Origin of the sequence: Ochrobactrum sp. SFR4 (assembly GCF_019730395.1) — a bacterium.
In the GTDB taxonomy this organism is placed as follows: Bacteria; Pseudomonadota; Alphaproteobacteria; order Rhizobiales; family Rhizobiaceae; genus Pseudochrobactrum.
Genome location: NZ_JAAPBB010000011.1, coordinates 34860 through 55491, shown reverse-complemented (window position 1 = coordinate 55491; position 20632 = coordinate 34860). Strand labels below are relative to the sequence as shown.

General features: G+C 51.3%; 20 protein-coding genes, 1 tRNA gene and 1 riboswitch. Of the genes, 9 read left to right on the top strand and 12 right to left on the bottom strand.

The features are described 5' to 3' along the window. Positions 1-128: 128 nt before the first annotated feature. Positions 129-1007, bottom strand: coding sequence for a LysR family transcriptional regulator (locus HBA93_RS13560; RefSeq protein ID WP_221723624.1), 879 nt, complete (start codon positions 1005-1007; stop codon positions 129-131). Between the two features lie 107 nt (positions 1008-1114). Here HBA93_RS13560 and HBA93_RS13555 point away from each other — a divergent pair, with 107 nt between their 5' ends. Further along, on the top strand, positions 1115-1519 hold the full coding sequence (locus tag HBA93_RS13555; protein WP_221723623.1) for a CidA/LrgA family protein: 405 nt from the start codon (positions 1115-1117) through the stop codon (positions 1517-1519). 10 nt (positions 1520-1529) lie between these two features. Then, positions 1530-2243 carry an LrgB family protein gene (locus HBA93_RS13550; protein WP_286201931.1) on the top strand — a complete coding sequence of 238 codons (714 nt, stop codon included), beginning with the start codon at positions 1530-1532 and terminating at the stop codon, positions 2241-2243. A 37-nt stretch (positions 2244-2280) separates the two neighbouring features. Here the strand turns inward: HBA93_RS13550 and HBA93_RS13545 are convergent, their stop codons facing one another. The 4 genes from HBA93_RS13545 to gcvT form a co-directional block, all read right to left on the bottom strand. Beyond that, positions 2281-3672, bottom strand: a complete 1392-nt coding sequence (locus HBA93_RS13545; protein WP_221723622.1) for an amino acid permease — start codon at positions 3670-3672, stop codon at positions 2281-2283. Positions 3673-3929: 257 nt separating this feature from the next. Further along, positions 3930-6734 carry an aminomethyl-transferring glycine dehydrogenase gene (gene gcvP / locus HBA93_RS13540; protein WP_221723621.1) on the bottom strand — a complete coding sequence of 935 codons (2805 nt, stop codon included), beginning with the start codon at positions 6732-6734 and terminating at the stop codon, positions 3930-3932. Between the two features lie 3 nt (positions 6735-6737). Further along, a complete protein-coding gene (gene gcvH, locus HBA93_RS13535) occupies positions 6738-7106 on the bottom strand; it encodes a glycine cleavage system protein GcvH (protein ID WP_075656842.1) in 369 nt (122 codons plus the stop codon). Between the two features lie 4 nt (positions 7107-7110). Next, entirely contained in the window at positions 7111-8226 is a 1116-nt protein-coding gene (gcvT, locus tag HBA93_RS13530; protein ID WP_221723620.1) for a glycine cleavage system aminomethyltransferase GcvT, read from the bottom strand. Between the two features lie 147 nt (positions 8227-8373). Further along, a riboswitch (glycine riboswitch) is annotated at positions 8374-8459 on the bottom strand. A gap of 104 nt (positions 8460-8563) precedes the next feature. Between gcvT and HBA93_RS13525 the strand changes: the two genes are divergently transcribed. From HBA93_RS13525 to HBA93_RS13510, 4 genes are all read left to right on the top strand, one after another. Beyond that, a complete protein-coding gene (locus HBA93_RS13525) occupies positions 8564-8797 on the top strand; it encodes a hypothetical protein (protein ID WP_121993253.1) in 234 nt (77 codons plus the stop codon). A gap of 127 nt (positions 8798-8924) precedes the next feature. Then, a tRNA-Phe gene (locus HBA93_RS13520) sits at positions 8925-9000 on the top strand. A 250-nt stretch (positions 9001-9250) separates the two neighbouring features. Beyond that, positions 9251-9652, top strand: a complete 402-nt coding sequence (locus tag HBA93_RS13515; protein WP_286201930.1) for a hypothetical protein — start codon at positions 9251-9253, stop codon at positions 9650-9652. 89 nt (positions 9653-9741) lie between these two features. Then, positions 9742-10107 carry a hypothetical protein gene (locus tag HBA93_RS13510; protein WP_221723619.1) on the top strand — a complete coding sequence of 122 codons (366 nt, stop codon included), beginning with the start codon at positions 9742-9744 and terminating at the stop codon, positions 10105-10107. A gap of 61 nt (positions 10108-10168) precedes the next feature. On the opposite strand, the gene HBA93_RS13505 is transcribed toward HBA93_RS13510, so the two are convergent. From HBA93_RS13505 to HBA93_RS13485, 5 genes are all read right to left on the bottom strand, one after another. After that, positions 10169-10669 carry a hypothetical protein gene (locus HBA93_RS13505; protein ID WP_221723618.1) on the bottom strand — a complete coding sequence of 167 codons (501 nt, stop codon included), beginning with the start codon at positions 10667-10669 and terminating at the stop codon, positions 10169-10171. 49 nt (positions 10670-10718) lie between these two features. Next, positions 10719-10874: a hypothetical protein gene (locus HBA93_RS13500; protein WP_221723617.1), complete on the bottom strand. Its 156-nt coding sequence runs from the start codon at positions 10872-10874 to the stop codon at positions 10719-10721. Positions 10875-11003: 129 nt separating this feature from the next. Continuing rightward, positions 11004-12515 (bottom strand): tripartite tricarboxylate transporter permease, encoded by a 1512-nt coding sequence (locus HBA93_RS13495; protein WP_221723616.1) that lies wholly within the window; start codon positions 12513-12515, stop codon positions 11004-11006. 47 nt (positions 12516-12562) lie between these two features. Next, a complete protein-coding gene (locus tag HBA93_RS13490) occupies positions 12563-13021 on the bottom strand; it encodes a tripartite tricarboxylate transporter TctB family protein (protein WP_221723615.1) in 459 nt (152 codons plus the stop codon). Positions 13022-13241: 220 nt separating this feature from the next. Then, a complete protein-coding gene (locus tag HBA93_RS13485; RefSeq protein ID WP_221723614.1) occupies positions 13242-14213 on the bottom strand; it encodes a Bug family tripartite tricarboxylate transporter substrate binding protein in 972 nt (323 codons plus the stop codon). A gap of 222 nt (positions 14214-14435) precedes the next feature. On the opposite strand from HBA93_RS13485, the gene HBA93_RS13480 reads away from it, so the two are divergent. Genes HBA93_RS13480 through HBA93_RS13470 form a run of 3 tightly spaced genes read left to right on the top strand, consistent with a single transcriptional unit; the run spans position 14436 to position 17585 of the window. Next, entirely contained in the window at positions 14436-15110 is a 675-nt protein-coding gene (locus tag HBA93_RS13480) for a response regulator transcription factor (RefSeq protein WP_121993247.1), read from the top strand. Beyond that, the gene (locus tag HBA93_RS13475) at positions 15100-16482 is read left to right on the top strand and encodes a sensor histidine kinase (protein ID WP_221723613.1); all 1383 of its coding nucleotides are present in this window, start codon (positions 15100-15102) and stop codon (positions 16480-16482) included. The genes HBA93_RS13480 and HBA93_RS13475 overlap by 11 nt, the downstream gene beginning before the upstream one ends. Beyond that, positions 16482-17585, top strand: coding sequence for an ABC transporter substrate-binding protein (locus HBA93_RS13470; protein ID WP_221723612.1), 1104 nt, complete (start codon positions 16482-16484; stop codon positions 17583-17585). The genes HBA93_RS13475 and HBA93_RS13470 overlap by 1 nt, the downstream gene beginning before the upstream one ends. Positions 17586-17664: 79 nt before the next feature. Here HBA93_RS13470 and HBA93_RS13465 read toward each other — a convergent pair whose 3' ends face one another. Both HBA93_RS13465 and HBA93_RS13460 read right to left on the bottom strand, forming a co-directional pair. Then, a complete protein-coding gene (locus HBA93_RS13465) occupies positions 17665-18360 on the bottom strand; it encodes an outer membrane protein (protein WP_221723611.1) in 696 nt (231 codons plus the stop codon). A 295-nt stretch (positions 18361-18655) separates the two neighbouring features. Beyond that, complete coding sequence (locus HBA93_RS13460; RefSeq protein WP_221723610.1) at positions 18656-20632, bottom strand: MacB family efflux pump subunit; 1977 nt, start codon at positions 20630-20632, stop codon at positions 18656-18658.

The window sequence follows — 20632 nt, the reverse complement described above, 5'->3', positions numbered from 1 at the left end:
TATTTGCACTTTAGTCATGAATTCTGCGCATCAACTCGGTAATACACACCTTGGGTAAGTTCAGTTTTATCAGGAGGTTCGGAAGAAACGAGCCTGAATTTCCTGATGAAAATGCCTGTCAGCCTTTATCAGTGCTGAAAACGCGCGGCCAGTTCCAGCCATGCACGCGCCGCATGAGGCAGATAAGCGCCGCGCCGCCACACCCATGCCATATCCCATGAAAGGTCCGGTTCGGTGAGGGTGATATGGCGGACACCGTCGCGCACCCGCTGCTCGGCAATCAGGCGCGGAAGAAAGCCGATACCAAGCCCTGCATAAACCAGCTCGATGATAAAATTAATCTGGCTGGAACGTGCGGCAATGGATGGTGTGAAACCCTGACTACGGCAGGCATTGAGAATGATCGGATTGAGCGCAAAGGCACTGTCAAACAGGATAAACGGCATATCCTGTAATTGTTTCAAGGGAATAATCGGTTGATCGGCCAGCGGGTGCGAAGCAGGGATCAGCACATCAATCGGCTCTTTGCGGACATTTTGCCAGTCAAATTCATCCGGCGCAGGCAAGAGGGATGCACCGAGATCCACTTCACCGTCGCGCACCATATCTTCGAGTTTTTTACTGCCATGTTCAACAAGATGAATATCAATGCCGGGATAAAGACGACGGTAAATTGCAAACATTGGTGCAAATAGTGCGTCACTGCCGATCGGCGGCAGCCCAAGCCGTAGCACGCCTTTGGTCAGTCCCTGCAGTTCCGCCAGTTCGGTTTTCAGATCGTCCTGCTCTGCCAGCATACGCAGAGCGCGCTGGAATACCACTTCTCCGGTATCAGTCATCACCGATTTATGGCCGTTACGGTCGAGCAGGGTTAAGCCCAGTTCATCCTCAAGCTGGCGCACGGCTTTGCTGACGGCAGATTGGGTCAGAAAGACCGTTTTAGCGGCCTGCGTGAAACCGCCTTGCCGGACAACCTCCGTAAATATCCGTAACGTGCGCAGTTCCATCACTATTCCTTTTAGGACTTAATTCTATTCAATCAATTCATTTTTATCATGATTGATCTTCGCGTATAAGGGAGGAAAGTAATTTTGCATGAAAAGAGTGCCATAAAATGTCTCCAGCTCAACTGTCGGGAGGAGTCCGTCATTGGGTGCAAAGCAGCCGGATCGGCCAGATCGCATTGATCGCCGGTTTCTGGGCTTTGGGTGAGGGTATTGTCAGAGTAACGCATATGCCGGTGCCCGGCAGTGTGGTTGGTCTGTTCTTGTTATTTATATTGCTGATGACCGGCGGCATGAATCTGCTGACTGTACGCCGCGGTGCGCAATGGTATCTGGCAGAAATGTTGCTGTTCTTTATCCCTGCAGTTCTTGCCGTGCTCGATCACCATGAGTTTTTCGGGCTGCTGGGCTTGAAAATTCTGGCTGTTATTCTGCTTGGTACTGTTATCGTGATGATTTCTACCGCATTGGCCGTTGAAGCAGGTTTGCGTCTGAGCCGTCATTTGCGAAAATGAGGCATTCATCATGAGCGGGTTAGAAGGTTATTTAACACCTGCACTGTGGATGATGATGCTTTGGTCAGCAGCAACAATCCTGTTCTATGTGCTGGCGAAGAAGCTCTATCGCCGCTGGCCGCGAGTCTGGTTCTCACCACTCATTGCCGCGCCGGTTTTGCTGATCGCTGCTGTCTTACTGTTCCGCACGTCCTATGCCGAATATAACAGTGCCACCCATTGGCTTGTGATGCTGTTGGGACCAGCAACGGTTGCTTTTGCGGTGCCGATTTATGAGCAGAGAGCGACAATCCGGCAATATTGGCCGGTGCTGATGTTTGGCGTTCTGGTTGGCAGTTCTGTGGCTATTTTCTCGGCATGGGGCCTGGCAAGTCTGCTTAGCCTTGATGGCAGTCTGCGCCTCAGCCTGCTGCCGCGCTCGGTGACATCACCTTTTGCGATGGCCTTGTCGGAAGATATCGGCGGTATTCCGAATCTGACAGCTTTGTTTGTGGTTGTTACCGGTGTGATCGGTGCAGCACTCGGTGATACTTTATTACGCTTCCTGCCGTTGAAATCGGGGCTTGCCCGTGGTGCATTGTTTGGTATGGGTGCCCATGGCGCAGGCGTGGCCAAAGCACAGCAGATCGGTCAGGAAGAAGGCACCATTGCCGGATTGGTGATGGTGTTGGTCGGCCTCGTCAATGTTTTCGCCGCACCGATGATCCGCTGGATTTTGCTGTAATAAAAAACCCGCCGGTTAAGGCGGGTTTTTAATGCTTTTATACGCTTTTCTTGCGCATGAGGAAATAAATCACGCCGAGCAGGACAAACCAGACCGGTGTGATCAGCAGCGCTTGCGCCGTGTCAGCCTGCTGTGCCAGTGCCCAGAGAATGAAGGCGAAAAACGCAAATACCATAATGATGGCAGCATAACCGCCCGGCATTTTGAAGTTTGATTTTGCATGGAGATCAGGGCGCTTACGGCGATATTGCACGTAAGATGCTAGAATGATCGACCAGACAAAGATAAACAGCAGTGCCGAGATTGTGGTCACAATTGTGAAAGCTTCAATAATGCTCTGACCTGCATATAGCAGTACAACACCTGCAAGCAGGAATATGCAGGAGAAGAACAACGCATTGACCGGCACTTTACGATGGTTCAGTTTGCCGAGAGCTTTTGGTGCCAGCGCATAGCTTGCGAGACCGAAAATCATACGCGATGTCGAATAAATTCCGGAATTCGCACTGGAAGCCGCAGAGGTCAGCACCACGAAGTTCACCACATGCGCGGCAATGCCGAGGCCTGCGAGCGAGAACATGGCCACAAACGGGCTGCTTGACGGGTCAACCTGATTCCACGGCATCACAGTCATGATGACGAAGAGCGAGCCGAGATAGAACAGAACAATACGCACAGGGATCGAGTTGATCGCCTTTGGCAGATTGCGCTCCGGATTTTCAGTTTCTGCGGCTGCTGTACCAACAAGTTCAATACCGACAAAAGCGAAAACCGCGATCTGGAAACCGGCGACAAAGCCGAAGAAACCATTCGGGAAGAAGCCGCCCTGATCCCACAAATGGGTAACAGAAGCTGCTGTACCGTTTGGTGATGTATAGCCGGATGTCAGCATGACAACACCGGTAATAATCAGCGCGACGATTGCTACGATCTTGATGAGTGCGAACCAAAATTCGATTTCACCGAAATTGCGCACATTTGGCAGGTTCAACGCGACCAGAACGACGATCAGACCAAGAGCCGGCACCCATAATGCCAGTTCAGGGAACCAGAACGACATATAGCCGGCAACGGCAACCACATCGGCAATACCGGTTACAATCCAGCACAGCCAATAGGTCCAGCCGGTAAAAAACTGCGCCCATGATCCGAGATAATCACCGGCGAAATCGGCGAAAGAGCGATAATTCAGATTGGACAATAACAGCTCGCCCAAAGCGCGCATGACGAAAAACAGCATGAAGCCGATAATCGCATAGACCAGCAGGATCGAAGGTCCTGCGAGTGAAATTGTTTTTCCGGAGCCCATGAAAAGGCCGGTACCGATAGCGCCGCCGATGGCGATCAGCTGTAAATGACGGTTTTTCAGATTACGGGCTAGGTGCGGTTCTTCCTCGCGGGAATGCGGCTGCCCCGATGCAGTATCCATTCAGTATGCCTCACAATTCATCTGCCAGAATATTTTCCCTCCTAAATCCAAGAAAATATTCTGTTTTTGTTTTCTGCATGCTTTGCCGGCGCGCGCTGATTCCGCAGCGCTGGCAAACACCCTGAGCGATTACTCCTGTGTGCTTTCAAGGGAAAGCAAAATTTGCATGAGGTTAGACTAATGTCGCATAGGGCGGTGCTATGACGTGTCGGTAAAAGAAAAAGGCCCTGATTTTCATCAGGGCCTTTTTGATTGTTTTAGTCTGTGTATGCATCCATCGGCGGGCAGGAGCAAACCAGATTGCGGTCGCCGCCTACGTTGTCGATGCGTGATACCGGAGCCCAGTATTTGGAAGCCGGATCCATATTTTTCGCAGGGAAGGCTGCTTCCTTGCGGGAATACGGATGCTTCCAGTCGTCGAGCATGGTGTCTGCAACGGTATGCGGTGCATTCGCCAGCGGATTGTCATTCTGCGGCCACTCACCGGCTTCGACCTTAGCCGCTTCCTTAGCGATGGAGATCATAGCGTCGCAAAGACGATCCACTTCAGCCTTGGATTCGGATTCAGTCGGTTCAACCATCAGCGTACCGGCAACCGGCCATGACATGGTCGGCGCGTGAAAGCCGTAATCGATCAGACGCTTGGCAACATCTTCAACGGTCACACCGGCTTTGTCTTTCAACACGCGGGTGTCAACGATGCACTCATGCGCAACGCGATTGTTCGCACCGGTATAAAGGATCGGATAATGATCCTTCAGGCGCTCAGCAATGTAGTTCGCATTGAGAATGGCCACTTCCGTTGCATTTTTCAGACCGGCGCCGCCCATCATACGGATATACATCCATGTGATAACGAGGATAGACGCACTGCCGAATGGTGCAGCGGAAACCGCATTGTCGCTGCCTGCATTCACATGACCCGGCAGGAATGGTGCCAGATGTGCGCCAACGCCGATCGGACCAATGCCCGGGCCGCCGCCGCCATGCGGAATGCAGAAAGTTTTATGCAGGTTCATGTGGCAAACGTCAGCACCGATATCGGCCGGACGAGCCAGACCAACGAGCGCATTGAGGTTCGCACCGTCGAAATAAACCTGACCGCCATTCGCGTGAATGATTGTGCAGATTTCACGGATGGTTTCTTCAAACACACCGTGTGTGGACGGATAGGTGATCATCAGCGCCGACAGCGTATCGCGATGCTGTTCTGCCTTGGCTTTCAGATCGGCCACATCAATGTCACCGTCTTCGAGACAGTTGACAACAACCACTTTCATGCCTGCCATCTGCGCACTGGCCGGATTGGTACCATGTGCGGAAGACGGGATAAGGCAGATATTACGGTTTTCATCGCCATTGGCGCGGTGATAGCGGCGGATTGCCAGAAGACCGGCATATTCGCCCTGACTACCGGCATTCGGCTGCAGGGATACAGCGTCAAAACCGGTCACTTCGCAAAGCCAGGCTTCGAGATTGTCGGTCAGAACTTTGTAGCCTTCCAGATGCGCCTGTGGTGCAAAAGGATGCAGACCACCGACGGTCGGCCATGAGACCGGCATCATTTCGGCAGCAGCATTCAGCTTCATCGTGCAGGAGCCGAGCGGGATCATCGCACGGTCAAGCGCCAAGTCTTTGTCTGCCAGCTTACGCAGGAAACGCATCATTTCGGTTTCTGAACGATAGCTGTGGAATGCAGCCTGTGTCAGGAAATGTTCGTCACGCGGCGCATCCGGCAACAGACGGGCTGCTTTTTCAACAGGCTTCGCACCAAACAATGCAACCAGAGCCAGATAATCATCTTCCAGCGAGGTTTCATCGAAAGTGACAGACACAGTATCAGCATCAATGACGCGGATCAGGCGGTCGCCTGCCAGAGCCTTGTCAGCATAATCCTGTGCTTTGCCTTTAACCGTTACAGTCACTGTATCAAACAGCTGCTCACCGGCGAGTTCAAAACCGGCAGCTTTCAGCGAGGCTGCAAAGCGGGCGGTGATCGCATGAACAGCATCAGCAATAGCCTGCAGGCCTTTCGGGCCGTGCCAGATTGCATAAGATGCAGCCATATTGGCCAGCAGTGCCTGAGCGGTACAGATATTCGATGTCGCTTTATCGCGGCGAATATGCTGTTCGCGGGTCTGCAGCGCCAGACGATAGCTAGGGCGACCATGCGCATCGAGCGACTGACCGACGATACGGCCCGGAATGATACGGGTGAGGTTTTCTTTCACACCGAGATAAGCAGCGTGAGGACCACCATTGCCCATTGGCACGCCGTAGCGCTGCATGGAACCGACAGCAATATCGGCACCCCATGAGCCCGGAGACTGGGTGATGGTCAGTGCCAGAGGATCGGCAACGGCCACAACCAGAGCACCGGTCTGTTTGGCGCTGGCGATAATACGGGTGAAATCGCCGTAAACGCCGCGTGTGTCCGGCCAGGGAATGATCACCGCAGCGGTTGTGGTATCCACTTCGCCGCCAACTTCAATGATCATGCCATGCGGTTCTGCACGGGTGTTCAAAACATCCAGTGTCTGCGGGTGCAATTCACCGGCAATCACCATTTTCGGACGTTTTTCGCGGTGATGGCGATAGGCAATGCCAACAGCTTCAGCAACAGCAGTTGCTTCATCCAGCAGCGATGCACAGGCAACCGGCAGACCGGTCAGTTCTGTCACCAGTGTCTGGAAGTTGAACAGCAGTTCAAGGCGACCCTGACTGATTTCAGCCTGATACGGTGTATAGGCTGTGTACCATGCCGGATTTTCAAACAGGTTGCGCTGAATAACCGGCGGCACATGGGTGCCGTGATAGCCCGCACCGTAGAAGCTTTTGGCAACCACGTTACGACCCATAATGCCGGACAGTTCACTGAGAGCTGCGGCTTCATCAAGCGGAGCAGGCAGGTTGAGTGCGCGGTCAAGACGAATTGACTGCGGCACTGCCTGACTGATGAGAGCGTCCAGCGACGGCAGACCAAGCGCCGACAGCATTTCCTGCTGTTCACTGGCGCGAGGGCCGATATGGCGCTCTACAAAAGGAAGAGATGATGATGCCATGATTTAGCCAACCAGTGCCTGATAACCGGCAGCGTCGAGCAGACCTTCGAGCTGACCTGCGTCGGAGATTTTCATCTTCCACAGCCAGCCTTCGCCTTCTGCCGCGCTGTTGACGAGCGCAGGGTTGCCGTTCAGTTCTTCATTGATTTCAATGACTTCACCGTTAAGCGGTGCATACACATCAGATGCAGCTTTTACAGACTCAACCACAACAATGGCTTCGCCTTTTTCCACAACGCGTTCAACTTCAGGCAGTTCTACGAAAACGAGGTCGCCGAGCTGTTCCTGAGCGTGGTTGGTGATGCCGACAGTTGCAATGTCGCCTTCAACGCTGAGCCATTCATGATCTTCGGTAAAAAAGATTTTAGGCATGCGATTATCCTTTGTGATAGCGAGGTTGGGTAAATGGAAGTGTATGGACGTCTACAGGCACTTTATTGCCGCGGACTTCCGCAAAAAGACGTGTGCCCGGTTCTTTCAGATCGGCTCTGACATAACCCATGGCAACAGGGAAACCGGCTGAAGGGCCGAAGCCGCCGGAAGTGATTTCACCGACTTCACTACCGGCTTCATCAAACAGTTTGGTACCGGCGCGAACCGGCTGACGGCCTTCCGGCTTGATACCGACGCGGCGCTTTTCAGGACCGTTAGCAATCAGTTCCAGAACTTTAGCGGCGGCAGGGAAGGCTGCTGTTTCGCGCACAGCTTTGGTGATTGCCCATGTCAGACCGGCAGAAACCGGATCAATGGTCTCAGTGATGTCCTGACCATGCAGGCAGAGACCGGCTTCGAGACGCAGGCTGTCGCGGGCGGCAAGGCCGATCCATGCAACGCGGGCATCGCCCAGCAGAGATTTCGCCAGTGCCGGTGCATCGTTGAGCGGCGCGGCAATTTCAAAACCATCTTCACCGGTGTAACCGGAGCGGGTAACGAACCAGCCCTGTTTTGGCTCAAACCCGTGCATGAATTTCAGCTCTTCAACGCTGAAACCGAGATCAGATGCGATGCTCTTCATAACATCCGCAGCCTGCGGGCCCTGAATGGCCAGCAGAACGCGGTCAAGCGGCGTAACGGTGCAGTTGAGACCTGCAGCACCTTTTTGGAAATGCGCAATATCAATGGTAGCATTACCGGCATTGGCGACGATCATGAAACGTTCGTCACCCAGACGGGTCACGATCAGGTCATCAATGATGCCTGCGTCATTATTCATCAGGAACGTATATTTCGACTGGCCTTCATTGAGTTTGGTGACATCAATCGGGCACAGCTTTGCAAACAAAGCGGCAGCATCGCTGCCTGAAACTTCAATGAGTTTCATATGTGAGATGTCGAACAGACCAGCCTGTTCACGTGTATGAACATGCTCTTTCATCACGCCAAGCGGATAAGTCAGCGGCATGTTCCAACCGGCAAAGCCACCGAAACGGGCACCGGATGCAATATGTAATTCTTCCAGCGGAAGCGTTTTTAAAGAAGATGTATCGCCCATTTTTCACTCCAGAGACACACGTCCGCCTTCCGCAAAAGCGGAAAGCCATGATGTACCCCTCTGTCGGAAGCCTGAGAGACTCGCAAGCCTGTTGAGGCTTACTTACACCTTCGGCGCGGGGTTTCCCCCGACTTTCCAGAGTTGCCTTGCTTTTCTGCGGTTCTTGGTACCTGAGAGATTTCGGGCGATTTCCCCTTCGGTGGCCGTTACCGGCACTCTCCCGCAGACAAACAGGAATCAGGATATGATCCTCTCCTCGACATGCGTGCCTTTTATCGCAGCTGACTGGTGAAGTCATCTGGAATTATTATAATGCGGCTCTTTGCGCAGTGATTGAATGTCGCGTCTTTTGAAAAACGCGGTTTCGGCAGCGACACAGAATGCACAATATAAGACGTATGGAATTTTCTGCGCTGTCAAAACCGCGGGTGAGAATTTTCAACATGCGGATTCGGGTGATTCACATCTGTTTTTCAACTGCGAGGCAGCGGATTTGTGCGATTTTGAGTTGAGTGCGGGAGTTTTCAAAAGAAAATATCCTTTAAAAATCAAGGAAAATCGGGCTTTTTGAAAATAATTACCTGTTCGCTGCATAATTTCTGTTCAGGGTGCTGGACAGGCAAAATTTTAATGCTATAAAGCGCTCACATCAGACGGACACCAACACCGTCACGCTGGCCGGACAGGCTTGCAGGGATGCCCGGATAGCTCAGTTGGTAGAGCAGCGGATTGAAAATCCGCGTGTCGGCGGTTCAAATCCGTCTCCGGGCACCACTATTTTTTCAAAAAATTGATGACAGATAAACGCACAAAGCGGCTTCGTTTTTGCATCTTCGGTGCTGTTTTGTTTTTATCATCAGCAAAAATTCTTCAAATCAACCAATATCCTGCGATTCTCAGTATAAAATCGCATTGACTTTTATTACAGATAAAGCGCAAAGAGCGAATAGAAAGTATATTCTTAAGATTATCTTCTTTCTTTACTTAAGGTTATGCTAAATTTATATGCAAACAAAGGTCGATCATGAACCGGCACCGTATTTTTGCTATCTTAGCTTTTTCACTGCTTGCCTCAATCGCCAGCAGCGTAGTTTATGCGCAGGACAACAGCGATCCGTCCTATCTGGAAAAGCGCAATGATCTTGGAATCATTGCCTATTGCAGCGGTAAAGGTCTGCTGGAGGCTGATTCTGAAAAATACTTCAAAGTCGGCATTGATGAAATTTACGGCGAACTGCCAAGTTCAGATGAAGCAGAGCTTCATGAGCAGAAAGGCCGTGACGGCATTTCTTATCTTCAGGGTGACGAACAGTCACTCGATGACCTTGCTGCTGCAAACAATGTCGATGTTGCGGCTGTTTGTGATCAATATAAAGGGCAGGTCACTTTGGGTAAAATGATGGCAAAACGGAAAAGCGGCCAGTAAGTTTGCCACTAATTCTGTCCGTGGCCCAGGATGCCACAGGTTTTCTCTGATCCTTTCCGTTATATGAAACAAACGAAACAGGTTCTCTTATGAATACAAAACTTTTAGCCGTTTTCACTGCTGCAATAATTCAATTGCCGGTCCTGTCTTCAGCTGTACTTGCTGATGCTGACAGCGACAAGCTCTATAATTCTGCACGCAACCAGCTTGGCCTGATCAAATATTGCGTTGCAAACGGTCATATTTCCGCTGATGCGACGGCCGGTTATGAGAAAATCATTGCAGCCCTGCCGGTTGCTGCAGATTCAGCTGAAAGCGATAAGTACGAAGCGGAAGGCGCCAATGGCAACAGCTATGACGGCACTGAACCTGTTTCAATTGAACAGATTGCGACCGCCACAGGCTCAACAATTGCAGCCCATTGCGCACAATACGAAGCCCTGACAAAACAGTAATTCCTGTCTGTTTTGCATAGTTACGATACGAAAACGGGGCAGATTTTAAGTCTGCTCTGTTTTACTTGCCCTTCAGGGAAGAGTAACAGGCTCTCAGTGCGGCCATTGCTGCTGCCGATTTATCAGATGCAAAATGATATGGGCCGATTTTGAGGCTTTTCGCTTTTGATAGTCTGGTGATCCAGTCCGTTTCCCCGTTCAGCTCAACGGTCAGGGTGCCGGCCAGAGGCGCGGCTTCTGCATTTACCGGCATATCATTGATCTGCACCGGCCAATTCCCGGTATTGTCCGGAAATTCTTCAGCAACGGATAGCATGGTAGATAACAGCGGCACCGTCTGGTCTGGTGTCGCTTTGACAACCACCATTGAAAATTCACTCTGCTCGGTGCCTGGCAGAGAGATAAAGCAGGAGCATTTTGCGGTCTGCAGCGTCCATGCTTCTATCTGTGTTTCAGATAAAGCACGGTCCCCGTCTTCTGCACTGCACACTTCCGGTGCTGGTGGTTTAGGAACCGAGAAATATAATGTCCCCAGAACGATGACAGAGAATATTGAGAGCATCACTTATCCGAAAATATCCTGCTGATGTGTTCGAGCCGGCAGTAATAATTTATGCCGTCATCAGCAGGGTTGTCATCGCAACAGCAGCCAGAGGAATAACCGCCCAATAATATTCTCTGCGCAATTTTCCTGTACTGACTGACAGGGCAATAAGCATCGCGACAACAATCGGAATAACGATAAACACAATATCAGTCAGTGACATGAAACTCTCTTCAAAGGATTTGTAATTGCCGGAGCCAGTAATCCGTAACATAAAAAAATGACAAAGCCTTATGAAAATGAAGAGGGGGAGCAAATCTGCTCCCCCTCTTGTTGTTCTGAAACTGCGTAATCAGGCTGTTTCGGCAGCAAGACGTTTTTTCTGGCGTGCCCTGCGGGCGAGAACGGCGGGAACAACTGCCACGGCGGCGGCCAGTATCCAGAGGATCAGCGAGATTTTGCTCTGGAACAGGATGGAGATATCTCCGCCGCTAATGGCCAGTGCATTGCGCAGGTTCACTTCCATCATATTGCCAAGCACAAAACCCAGAATAATCGGCGCCATATCAAAGCCCGCTTTACGCAGCAGCCAGCCGACCATGCCGATTGCAAGCATCAGCAGCACAGCAAAGACAGATGCATGACTGGAATAGACGCCGATAATCGAGAGGATGAGGATACCGGGTACCAGAATCCAGTTCGGCAGAGTCAGAAGACGCGCAAATATATTGACGAGCGGCAGGTTGAGTAACAGCAACAGAATATTGCCGATGAACAGGGAGGCAATCAGACCACCCACAATTTCAGGACGTTCGGCAATCAGCATCGGGCCCGGCTGAATATTATACAGCATCAACGCACCGAGCATAACGGCAGTCGTGCCTGATCCCGGTACACCCAGCGTCAGCATTGGCACAAAGGCACCGCAGGCTGTTGCATTATTCGCCGCTTCCGGAGCTGCAAGGCCACGGACATCGCCTTTCCCGAAAGTACCCTCCGTGTCGGAGATACGTTTTTCAGTTGTATAGGAAACAGCACTGGAAACGGATGCGCCGGTGCCTGGTAAAACGCCGACGATGAAGCCGATGAAAGAACCGCGCAATGTTGCGCCGGTTGAGCGCACAACATCGCTCCAGCGGACAAACATACGTCCCATATTGCGGATGACAGTGTGGCCCCTGGCTTGATTTTCCAGAATGAGCAATGCTTCCGAGATCGAGAAAAGACCAATTACCAGCACCACAAATTCAATACCATCGCCGAGTTCCGGCTCGTTGAAGGTGAAGCGATAGGCGCCGGAGGTTGCATCGAGACCGACAGTTGCCAGCATCAGGCCGAGCACACAGCCGATCAATGTTTTGGCAGGTTGTGAACCGACCATGGAACCGAGTGTGGCAAAGGCAAATACCATCAGTACAAAATATTCGGCCGGACCAAAGCCGATCGCAATACCGGATAGCAGTGGTGCAAAAAGTGCCAGCCCTGTTGCGCCGATCATACCGCCTACGAATGAGGACAGTCCGGACAGCATAAGCGCTTCACCGGCACGTCCCTGACGCGCCATCGGATTTCCGTCCAGCGCAGTCATCACTGCACCGGCATCACCCGGTACATTGAGGAGGATGGAGGAAATACGACCACCATATTCTGCGCCGCAATAAATGGCTGCCAGCAGGATCATTGTACTTTCCGGCGGCAGACCCATTGTATAGGCAATCGGCAGCAGCAGAGCGATGCCGTTAATGGGACCGATGGCGGGCAGGGCACCGACCATGGTGCCGATAAAAGCGCCGATCAGGCCGATGAGAAGATTTTGGGTTGTCAGGGCAACGGCAAAACCGTTCCAGAGATAATCAAGATTCATGTGAAAATTCCTTTCGGCGGAAAAATGGCCGGCTGAGATACGGCCAATCAGCCAAAAACAATGCCCTTGGGCAGATAGACTTCGAGCAAATAGGAAAACACAAACCACCAGAGCAGGGCTTGCAGGGCGCCACCTGCCAGTGCAAATTTCAGCGGTGCGCCAAACAGGGCGGCAATCACGGTGACGATGAAGAAAACAGTCAGCAGAAAACCTGCGATTTCAAGCAGCAGTACGGCCACAACCAGTGTCAGAGGCACAGCCAGCACCCGCAGCAATGTGGCTCCGCGCGGAAAATCTTCCGCCTCGCCCGGATTTCTGAGATAAAAGAAACATAACAGTCCGAGAATGACTGCCAGTATGACCGGCACTACCCGTGGCCCGAGAGGATCTGAAGCAAAAGCATAGTCAATGCGGCTGCCGCCAATTCCGTAAACCACGGCCAGCACCAGAAAACAGGCCGCATAAATAAGCCCTGTACGTTTTGAATTTACTGAGTTTTCGGACATAAACTGCCTCCTGCATCGCCGCCGGTGAGGCGGTTGCCGCATAATTTGCTTATGGCTTTGCGAAGATGCTGATGCATATCCGGACACAGCCAGAAAAGTGTAGAAGTGAAACGGATTGATCCTGCTATACTGGCAAAAGCACAGAATGCGGGATTAGTCAGGGCCGAGAGCACCATGCAGGCGGCACGGAATGGAGGTCGCGCCACCTGCAAAGCTGCGCTTACATACCTGCTTCTTTGGCCAGTGTTTTAAAGCGTGCTACATCAGCTTTAACCTGATCGTCAAAAGCCTGCCCGATCTGAGTATAGGCATAAAGGCCGCGCGCTTCACGCTCCTGCGCAAATTCCGGTGTTTCTGCCATTTTGGCAAAAGCATCGACCCACCATTTATAATCGGCGTCAGAAACATCCTTGCCGACATAATAACCGCGCCAGACCGGCCAGTCGATTTCAACGCCCTGTTCGCGAGCCGTTGCAACATCTTTGAGATCACCCGGCAGACGCTCCGGTGCCATCACCGCAAGAATGCGCACTTTACCTGCGGCATGATGCTTCGACATTTCTGCAGCATCACCGGCGCCGACTTTGACATGACCGCCTTCCAGAGCAGTCAGTACCGCGCCGCCACCCTCAAGCGCGACATAGCGCATTTGTTTCGGATCCTGACCTGCATTTTTAGCCAGCAGCGAACCTTTCATCCAGTCCTGCGAGCCGACAGCACCGCCGCCAGCAATGGCAAAGTCAGAAGGGTTCTCTTTATAGGCGGCAATCAGCTCCTGAAGGTTTTTATAAGGGGAATCTGCTGCCACAACCAGCACACCGTAATCTGTGCCGAGAGCACCAAGCCAGCGGACTGAACTTTCATCATATTTGCCGAATTTGCCCTGTGCGATCAGCAGTGCCGAGCCGGTGGAGGCTGCTGCGATCATATTATTATCGGCTGCGCGTTTGCTGATGACATGATTATAAGCAACCGCACCGACGCCGCCTTCCATATAGGTGACAGCCATTGGTTTATTGATTGTTTTTGTTGCCAGCAGTGCATTTGCTGCCAGACGGCAGGTCAGATCAAAGCCGCCGCCTGGCTTCGCCCCCGCGAGACATTCCGGCTTTGACGGTTCAGCCTGAGCACCTGCGCCCGCAGTGAAAGCCACTCCGGTAACGGCCAGTGCACCAATAAACAGATATTTCATATGCGCTCCCTCTCATCCGCTCTCCTGGCGGCTCCTCGCAACATCTGAACGACAACCGGCAATTTTACATCGCGGTGCGGAGACCGCAGTAACCGGCATCACAGACATTCCTCCCAGTCTGTGATCGGGCGAAACTTCCATATGAACCTGTCATGAGACTGTCACCGAAAATAGATTTTCGTGTTCTTGTGTACTGCGCTTTTCTCATGTTAACTCGGCATCATGCGTATTCTTTTGGTGGAAGACACAACTGATGTCGGGGAGGCAATCAGCCAGCGTCTGCAAAAAACCGGTCACCTGATTGACTGGCAAACAGACGGCGCTGCGGCTGCTGAAATTCTCGGCTTTACCGAATATGATCTGGTTATTCTCGACGTTATGCTGCCAGGCATGAACGGTTTCGAGATACTGAAACATATCCGTAAGACCGGTAATATGACGCCGGTGCTGATTTTGACGGCGCGTTCCGAGGTTGAAGACCGTGTTGGTGCGCTGGATATCGGCGCGGATGATTATCTGGTGAAGCCCTTTGATTTTCGTGAGCTTGAAGCCCGTATCAGGGTGCTGTTACGTCGCAAAAACGGTGGTGCCACAAATCTTATCACCTGCGGCGACCTTATTCTTGACCGGCAAAGCCGTTCGGTCTCGGTTGGTACAAAAGAAATTCAGCTGAAAAGGCGTGAAATCGCAATACTGGAATTGCTGCTCTCAAGACCCGGGCGGTTATTCAGTAAGGGTGAGTTGATGGATCATCTCTACGGTTTTGATGAAGAGGTGAACAGCAATGCTGTTGAGCTTTATATCAGCCGTCTGAGAAAAAAGATTGAGGGAGCGCGCGTCAGGATCATTACGCAGCGGGGCATCGGCTACCAGATGGTCGCAGATAATGGCACGTGAGCATTCGCTTTTTGGCAGGCTGGTTCTGCGGGTCACGATTATTCTGATTATCGGCGCGGCATTGCTTATCACCGCTGCACGGTATTACGGGCGCAGTGCTGCCAGCCAGACCTATGACCGGCTGCTGCTCGGTGCTGCTTTGCAAATGGCCGGCAGCCTGTCCATCGAGGATGGCAAGCTGAATGCAAGTCTTCCGGTTTCGGCCTTTGAATTGCTGGGATTTTCACAGGAAGACCGTATCTTTTACCGCCTGATTGATACGGAAGGGCAAACTCTGACGGGTTATCGCGATCTGGCCGGTTATATTGATTATACTGCGGCGCGGACGGGGCCTGTTTTTCTCAATGATGTTTATCGCGACACGCCTGTGCGTCTGGTGGTTGTCTCCCGTGTTTTGTCGGATCCGCCTTTATCCGGATGGGCATATGTGCTGGTGGCGCAAACGACTGAAGCCAGAAATGTGCTGACACAGGAAATTACCAGCCGTGCTATTTTGCTCGTTATTCTGATGAGTTTTCTGGCGCTGATCGCCGGAATTCTGGCAATACGCTATTCGCTGCAACCCGTGGCGGCGCTTGGCAGCGCGCTGCATAAACGTGATCCGCAGGATCTGACCCCGCTTGATCTTGATATACCGACCGAGATGAAGCCGTTTATCGGTTCGATCAATCATTTTATGAACCGGCTTGACCAAAGGGTGATACTTCTGCAGCGCTTTATTGCCGATGCGGCACATCAGATACGCACGCCGCTGACAGCTCTGGCTGCACAGGCGGATATGCTGGAAACCGAAACTCTGCCGGCAAATGCGCAACATTCCCTGCAACGTATGCGCGTTCGCATCGCGGAATTATCAAGACTGACAGGACAATTACTCAACCATGCCATGGTCATTCACAGGGCAGGGACAGTGCATCTGGAAAAGACAGATCTGGTCATTGTTGCCAGACAGGCTTTCCGCATGGCGGTGCCGGTGACAGTTAATCCTGATATTGTGGTGTCATTCGAGGCTGCGCAAAAGCAAGTGCCGGTAGCGGGGGATATTGTCAGTCTGCGCGAGGCAATTGCCAATATTATCGATAATGCCCTGCGCCATGGCAGTAAGGCCGAACTTGCGGTCAGGGTTGCCGCAGAAAACGGCCGTGCTCTGGTGGAAGTCTCTGATGACGGGGATGGTATCCCGCCTGAAAAATGGCATCATGTTGTTGAGCGCTTCATGACGTCGAAACCGCATGAGGGTAATTCCGGTCTGGGCTTTGCCATCGCTTCGGAAGTTGCAACCGCCCATAGCGGTCTGATCCGCTTCAGGGAGAAAACCGCGCATAGCAATTTCTGTGTCATTCTGGATATTCCGCTGGGGCAGGACACATGATGAGCAAATATCAGGCCTTGAGATTATTTGTGCTGGCCGTTTGGTTTGTGACAAGTGTTGCATCTCCTGTCAGTGCTTCCGAGGGGACATTCAGTCTGTTTCCTGCGCTAAAACCGGAAACAGAGCGCCTGCAAATCAGCGGAGCAATGGATACAGCGGCGATTGCGCCTTTAATCAGGGATTTTCAAAGGCAAAGACCGGATATAGCTGTGGCCTATAATGATCGTGTAACCAATGATCTTTACGAAGATGCGGATGCGGCCTGCATGGCTAAGACATCCTTTGCGGATGTTATTTTATCATCTTCGGTCGATCATCTGGTGAAACTCGCCAATGACGGATGTGCCCGATCCTATCAGTCACAATATACGATCAATGTTCCTGAGTGGACTGAGTGGCGCAATGAAGTTTATGGTTTCACTTTTGAACCGGCGGTTCTGGTTTATAACAGCGATTATGTTGCGCCGGATGAGATGGCCGAAACACATGGCGAACTTGCCGATCTGCTGCGCAGGAAAAATGATTATTATTTCCGCCGTGTCGGTACCTATGATTTGCGGACATCCGGCATAGGCTATTTGCTTGCTTTTCTTGATGCGCAGCAGGCATCAGCGACCTACGGGCGGTTGCTGGAAAGTATGAGTCGGACAGAGAGCGCATTATATTGTTGCAATAATGATGTGCTCAGCAGATTGGAAAAGGGCGAGCTTTATATCGGCTATAATATTCTGGGCTCTTATGCCTATGCCGCGCAAAAGCGGAACCCCAAATTGCGTATTACAATGATGCGGGATTATACACATATTCTCAGCAGGGGTGTCTTGTTGCCGCGTTATGCAAAAAACTACCGTCTCGGAGAAGACTTTCTCGATTATCTGCTTTCACCGCAAGGAAAAGCTGTTGCCTTACAGGAAGGTATCTCTTTTCCGTGGGATGGCGTGCCGCCACCTGATATTGATGCGCCGGCTTCTTTGCTGACATCGGGTATTGGCAGGCCGATACGGATCGGACCTTCCTTGCTCGCGGCGCAGGATCAGATGCGCAGGCAGCGTTTTATCGGTGACTGGCGTGATACAATGTTGCCATCTTCACCGGAGCCTTGACCTCTGCGTCAGCTTTAATTCCATGACAGCACCGGATTAAAGCCCCGGAATCTTCTTGCGAAGATTCCGGGGCTAATTCTCAGAATTTATAGGCTATACCAAGACGAACATTGTTGGTTGTCAGCTTGCCCCGGACGCCGTCATCATCATCGCCAAGCGTTCTTTTACCGTAATCTGCGTAGCGATATTCAGCACGTAACAACAAATTATTGGTCAGTGCATAATCAACACCTGCGCCGATTGTAAAACCGATACGGGTATCAGTCTGTTCAAGAGAATCGCGTACTCTTGCATCCTGAATGGTAAATGTATCCTTTACTCTTGCCACACTCAGACCACCGGCAATATAAGGCAGCCAGCGCTCATAATTGACACCGAAACGGGCACGAACAGCCCCCTCGAACTCAACCCGCGGCGTAAAAGTAATTTCATTATTGGGGCCGGTTAACACAGTTGTCTTGCTTAAATCCGCATAATTAATATCGCCTTCAATACCAAACAGATAAGCATTGGAAAATTCCCAGTTATAACCGGCATAAATACCGCCGATAAAACCGGCAGGGCTGGCATTTATTGAGCTATCGTTATTATCAAAGCTGACTTTGGATTTTGCCCAATTATAACCGACCTGACCGCCGATATAGGCGCCGCCCCAGATGGAGGCTTCATCATAGGCGGGGGCTTCAGGACTATTGTAAACGACATCGGCTGCATGAGAAATATGGATATTGGAAATGAAAATCGCAGCAGTTAAAAGTAAAAATTTATTTTTCACGCAATGTCTCCTTTTGAAAGCATGAGATTTAAATATATTTTCAATTCAATCAAAATAATGTAGTAAAAATACAACTCAAACCATTGATTTATTTTGTTTATTTCCAGACGATAAGATTTAAATTCATGGTAAAAATATAGAATATATATTTTTACCAGAATAATTATATTTACATATTTTGGGATCTTGATTTTTTATTATATAAAAAATCTTGTGAAATTTTCATTTTTTGAAGTGATGATCGGCGAATGATGATTGCAGGATCACCTTTGCAAGCAAAGGTGATCGCGGAAAATCAGTCGCGGGCAAGAGCGGCCACCGGATCAAGCTTGGAGGCATTGCGCGCGGGCAGGAAGCCGAAACAAATACCGATCAGACTTGAGCAGATAAATGCGGCGATGATTGAGAATGGCGAATAGATCAGCTCAAACGGCGTATTGAATTGTCTGAACAACCAGCCGAAGCCCATAGCTACCATGATGCCCAGAAAACCGCCGATCAGGCATACAAGCACAGCTTCGATCAGAAACTGCTGCAATATATCGCTGCGCCTTGCGCCGACAGCCATCCGCACACCGATTTCATTGATCCGCTCTGACACGGAAACCAGCATAATATTCATCACGCCGATACCGCCAACCAGCAATGAAATCAGCGCGATGGCTGAGACCAGCAATGTGAGTGCCTGTGTGGTGCTGGTGATAGTTTTGCGGATATCATTGGTGTTCAGGATCGTGAAATCCTCTTCGCCATGTCGCTGGATCAGAAAAGCCGTGACAGCCTTTTCTGCCAGCTCAGGAGATGTGTCATCGCTGATGCGCAGTGTGAGGCTGCGCAAAACGCGTGAGCCGGTCATACGGGTCTGCACTGTGGTATAGGGCAGATAGATGGACAGGTTTTCACTGGAGCCAAAACCGCCCTGTTCCGGCTGCATGATACCGACAATTCTGACCGGCACATTTTTAAGAATGACAATCTGACCGACCGGACTGCCGTGGAAATTTGCAAACAGAGTTTTGCGCGTATTCTCGTCAATTACCGCATCCAGCGCGATATCCTGAACGCTTTGCTCGTCAAAAAAGCGCCCTTCAGCAATCTTACTGCCACGGGTGACAAAATACTGGTCGCTGACGCCGTTAATCAGGGCATTTGCTTCCACGCCGCCAAAACGCGCTGTTGCCGGTGTGGAAACCGTTGGCGTTGCAGCCATAATATAGGGTTGTTTGGCAAGCTGGTTTGCATCATCAATCGTCAAAGTGGTAATGCGGGCAGACATACGGTCGCCAAATCCGCGTCCGGGGAAAATTTCCAGCGTATTGGTGCCGAGACTGCTGATCTGGTCGAGCACCTGCTTTTGTGAGCCTTTGCCGAGTGCCACAACACAAACAACCGAAGCAATCCCGATAATAATACCAAGCATTGTCAGAAAAGTGCGCAGCCGGTGCGCATTCATCGAGCGCAGTGCCATTAAAAAAGCTTCGCTGAAACGGTCGGCCAATGTGCCCAGCGATGAGTGTCCGCCTTTGCCTGCACTCGTAGTAGTCGCAATATCGCTCTCAGGTGCCTGCGCGGTTGCAGCCTTGTCATCACGGGTGGTGTCGGAGATAATTTCCCCGTCACTGATTTCAATAACTCGCTGCGCGCGTGCGGCGACATTACGGTCATGAGTCACAATAATGATCGTTTTGCCTTCGCGATGCAGCTCCTCAAGAATTTTGAGAACTTCTTCACCGCTGTGGCTGTCCAGAGCACCGGTCGGCTCATCGGCCAGAATAACATCGGCATTATTGATCAGCGCACGGGCGATAGAAACGCGTTGCTGCTGACCGCCTGAAAGCTGGCCGGGGCGGTGATGAGTCCTGTCTCCCATGCCGAGCCGGTCGAGTATGTGAACGGCCTGCTCCTGCCGGTCTTCACGGTTTTGACCGGCATAGATTGCGGGAATTTCAACATTGCCGACAGCACTCAGCTCATTAAGCAGATGATAGCGCTGAAAAATGAAGCCGAAATGCTCGCGCCGCAGCTGGGCGAGTTCATCGGCATCAAGGTCGGAAGTTTCTCGTCCCGAGATGAAATATTTGCCTTCAGAAGGTCTGTCGAGACAGCCCAGAATATTCATCAGAGTGGACTTGCCGGAGCCGGAAGCACCGACAATCGCCACCATTTCACCATGGCCGATTGTCAGATTGACATCTTTCAGCACAGTGGTGAAACCGTCCCCTGAAGGATAATGGCGATAAAGATGCTCTAAGGTAATTAACGGCTTATCCAT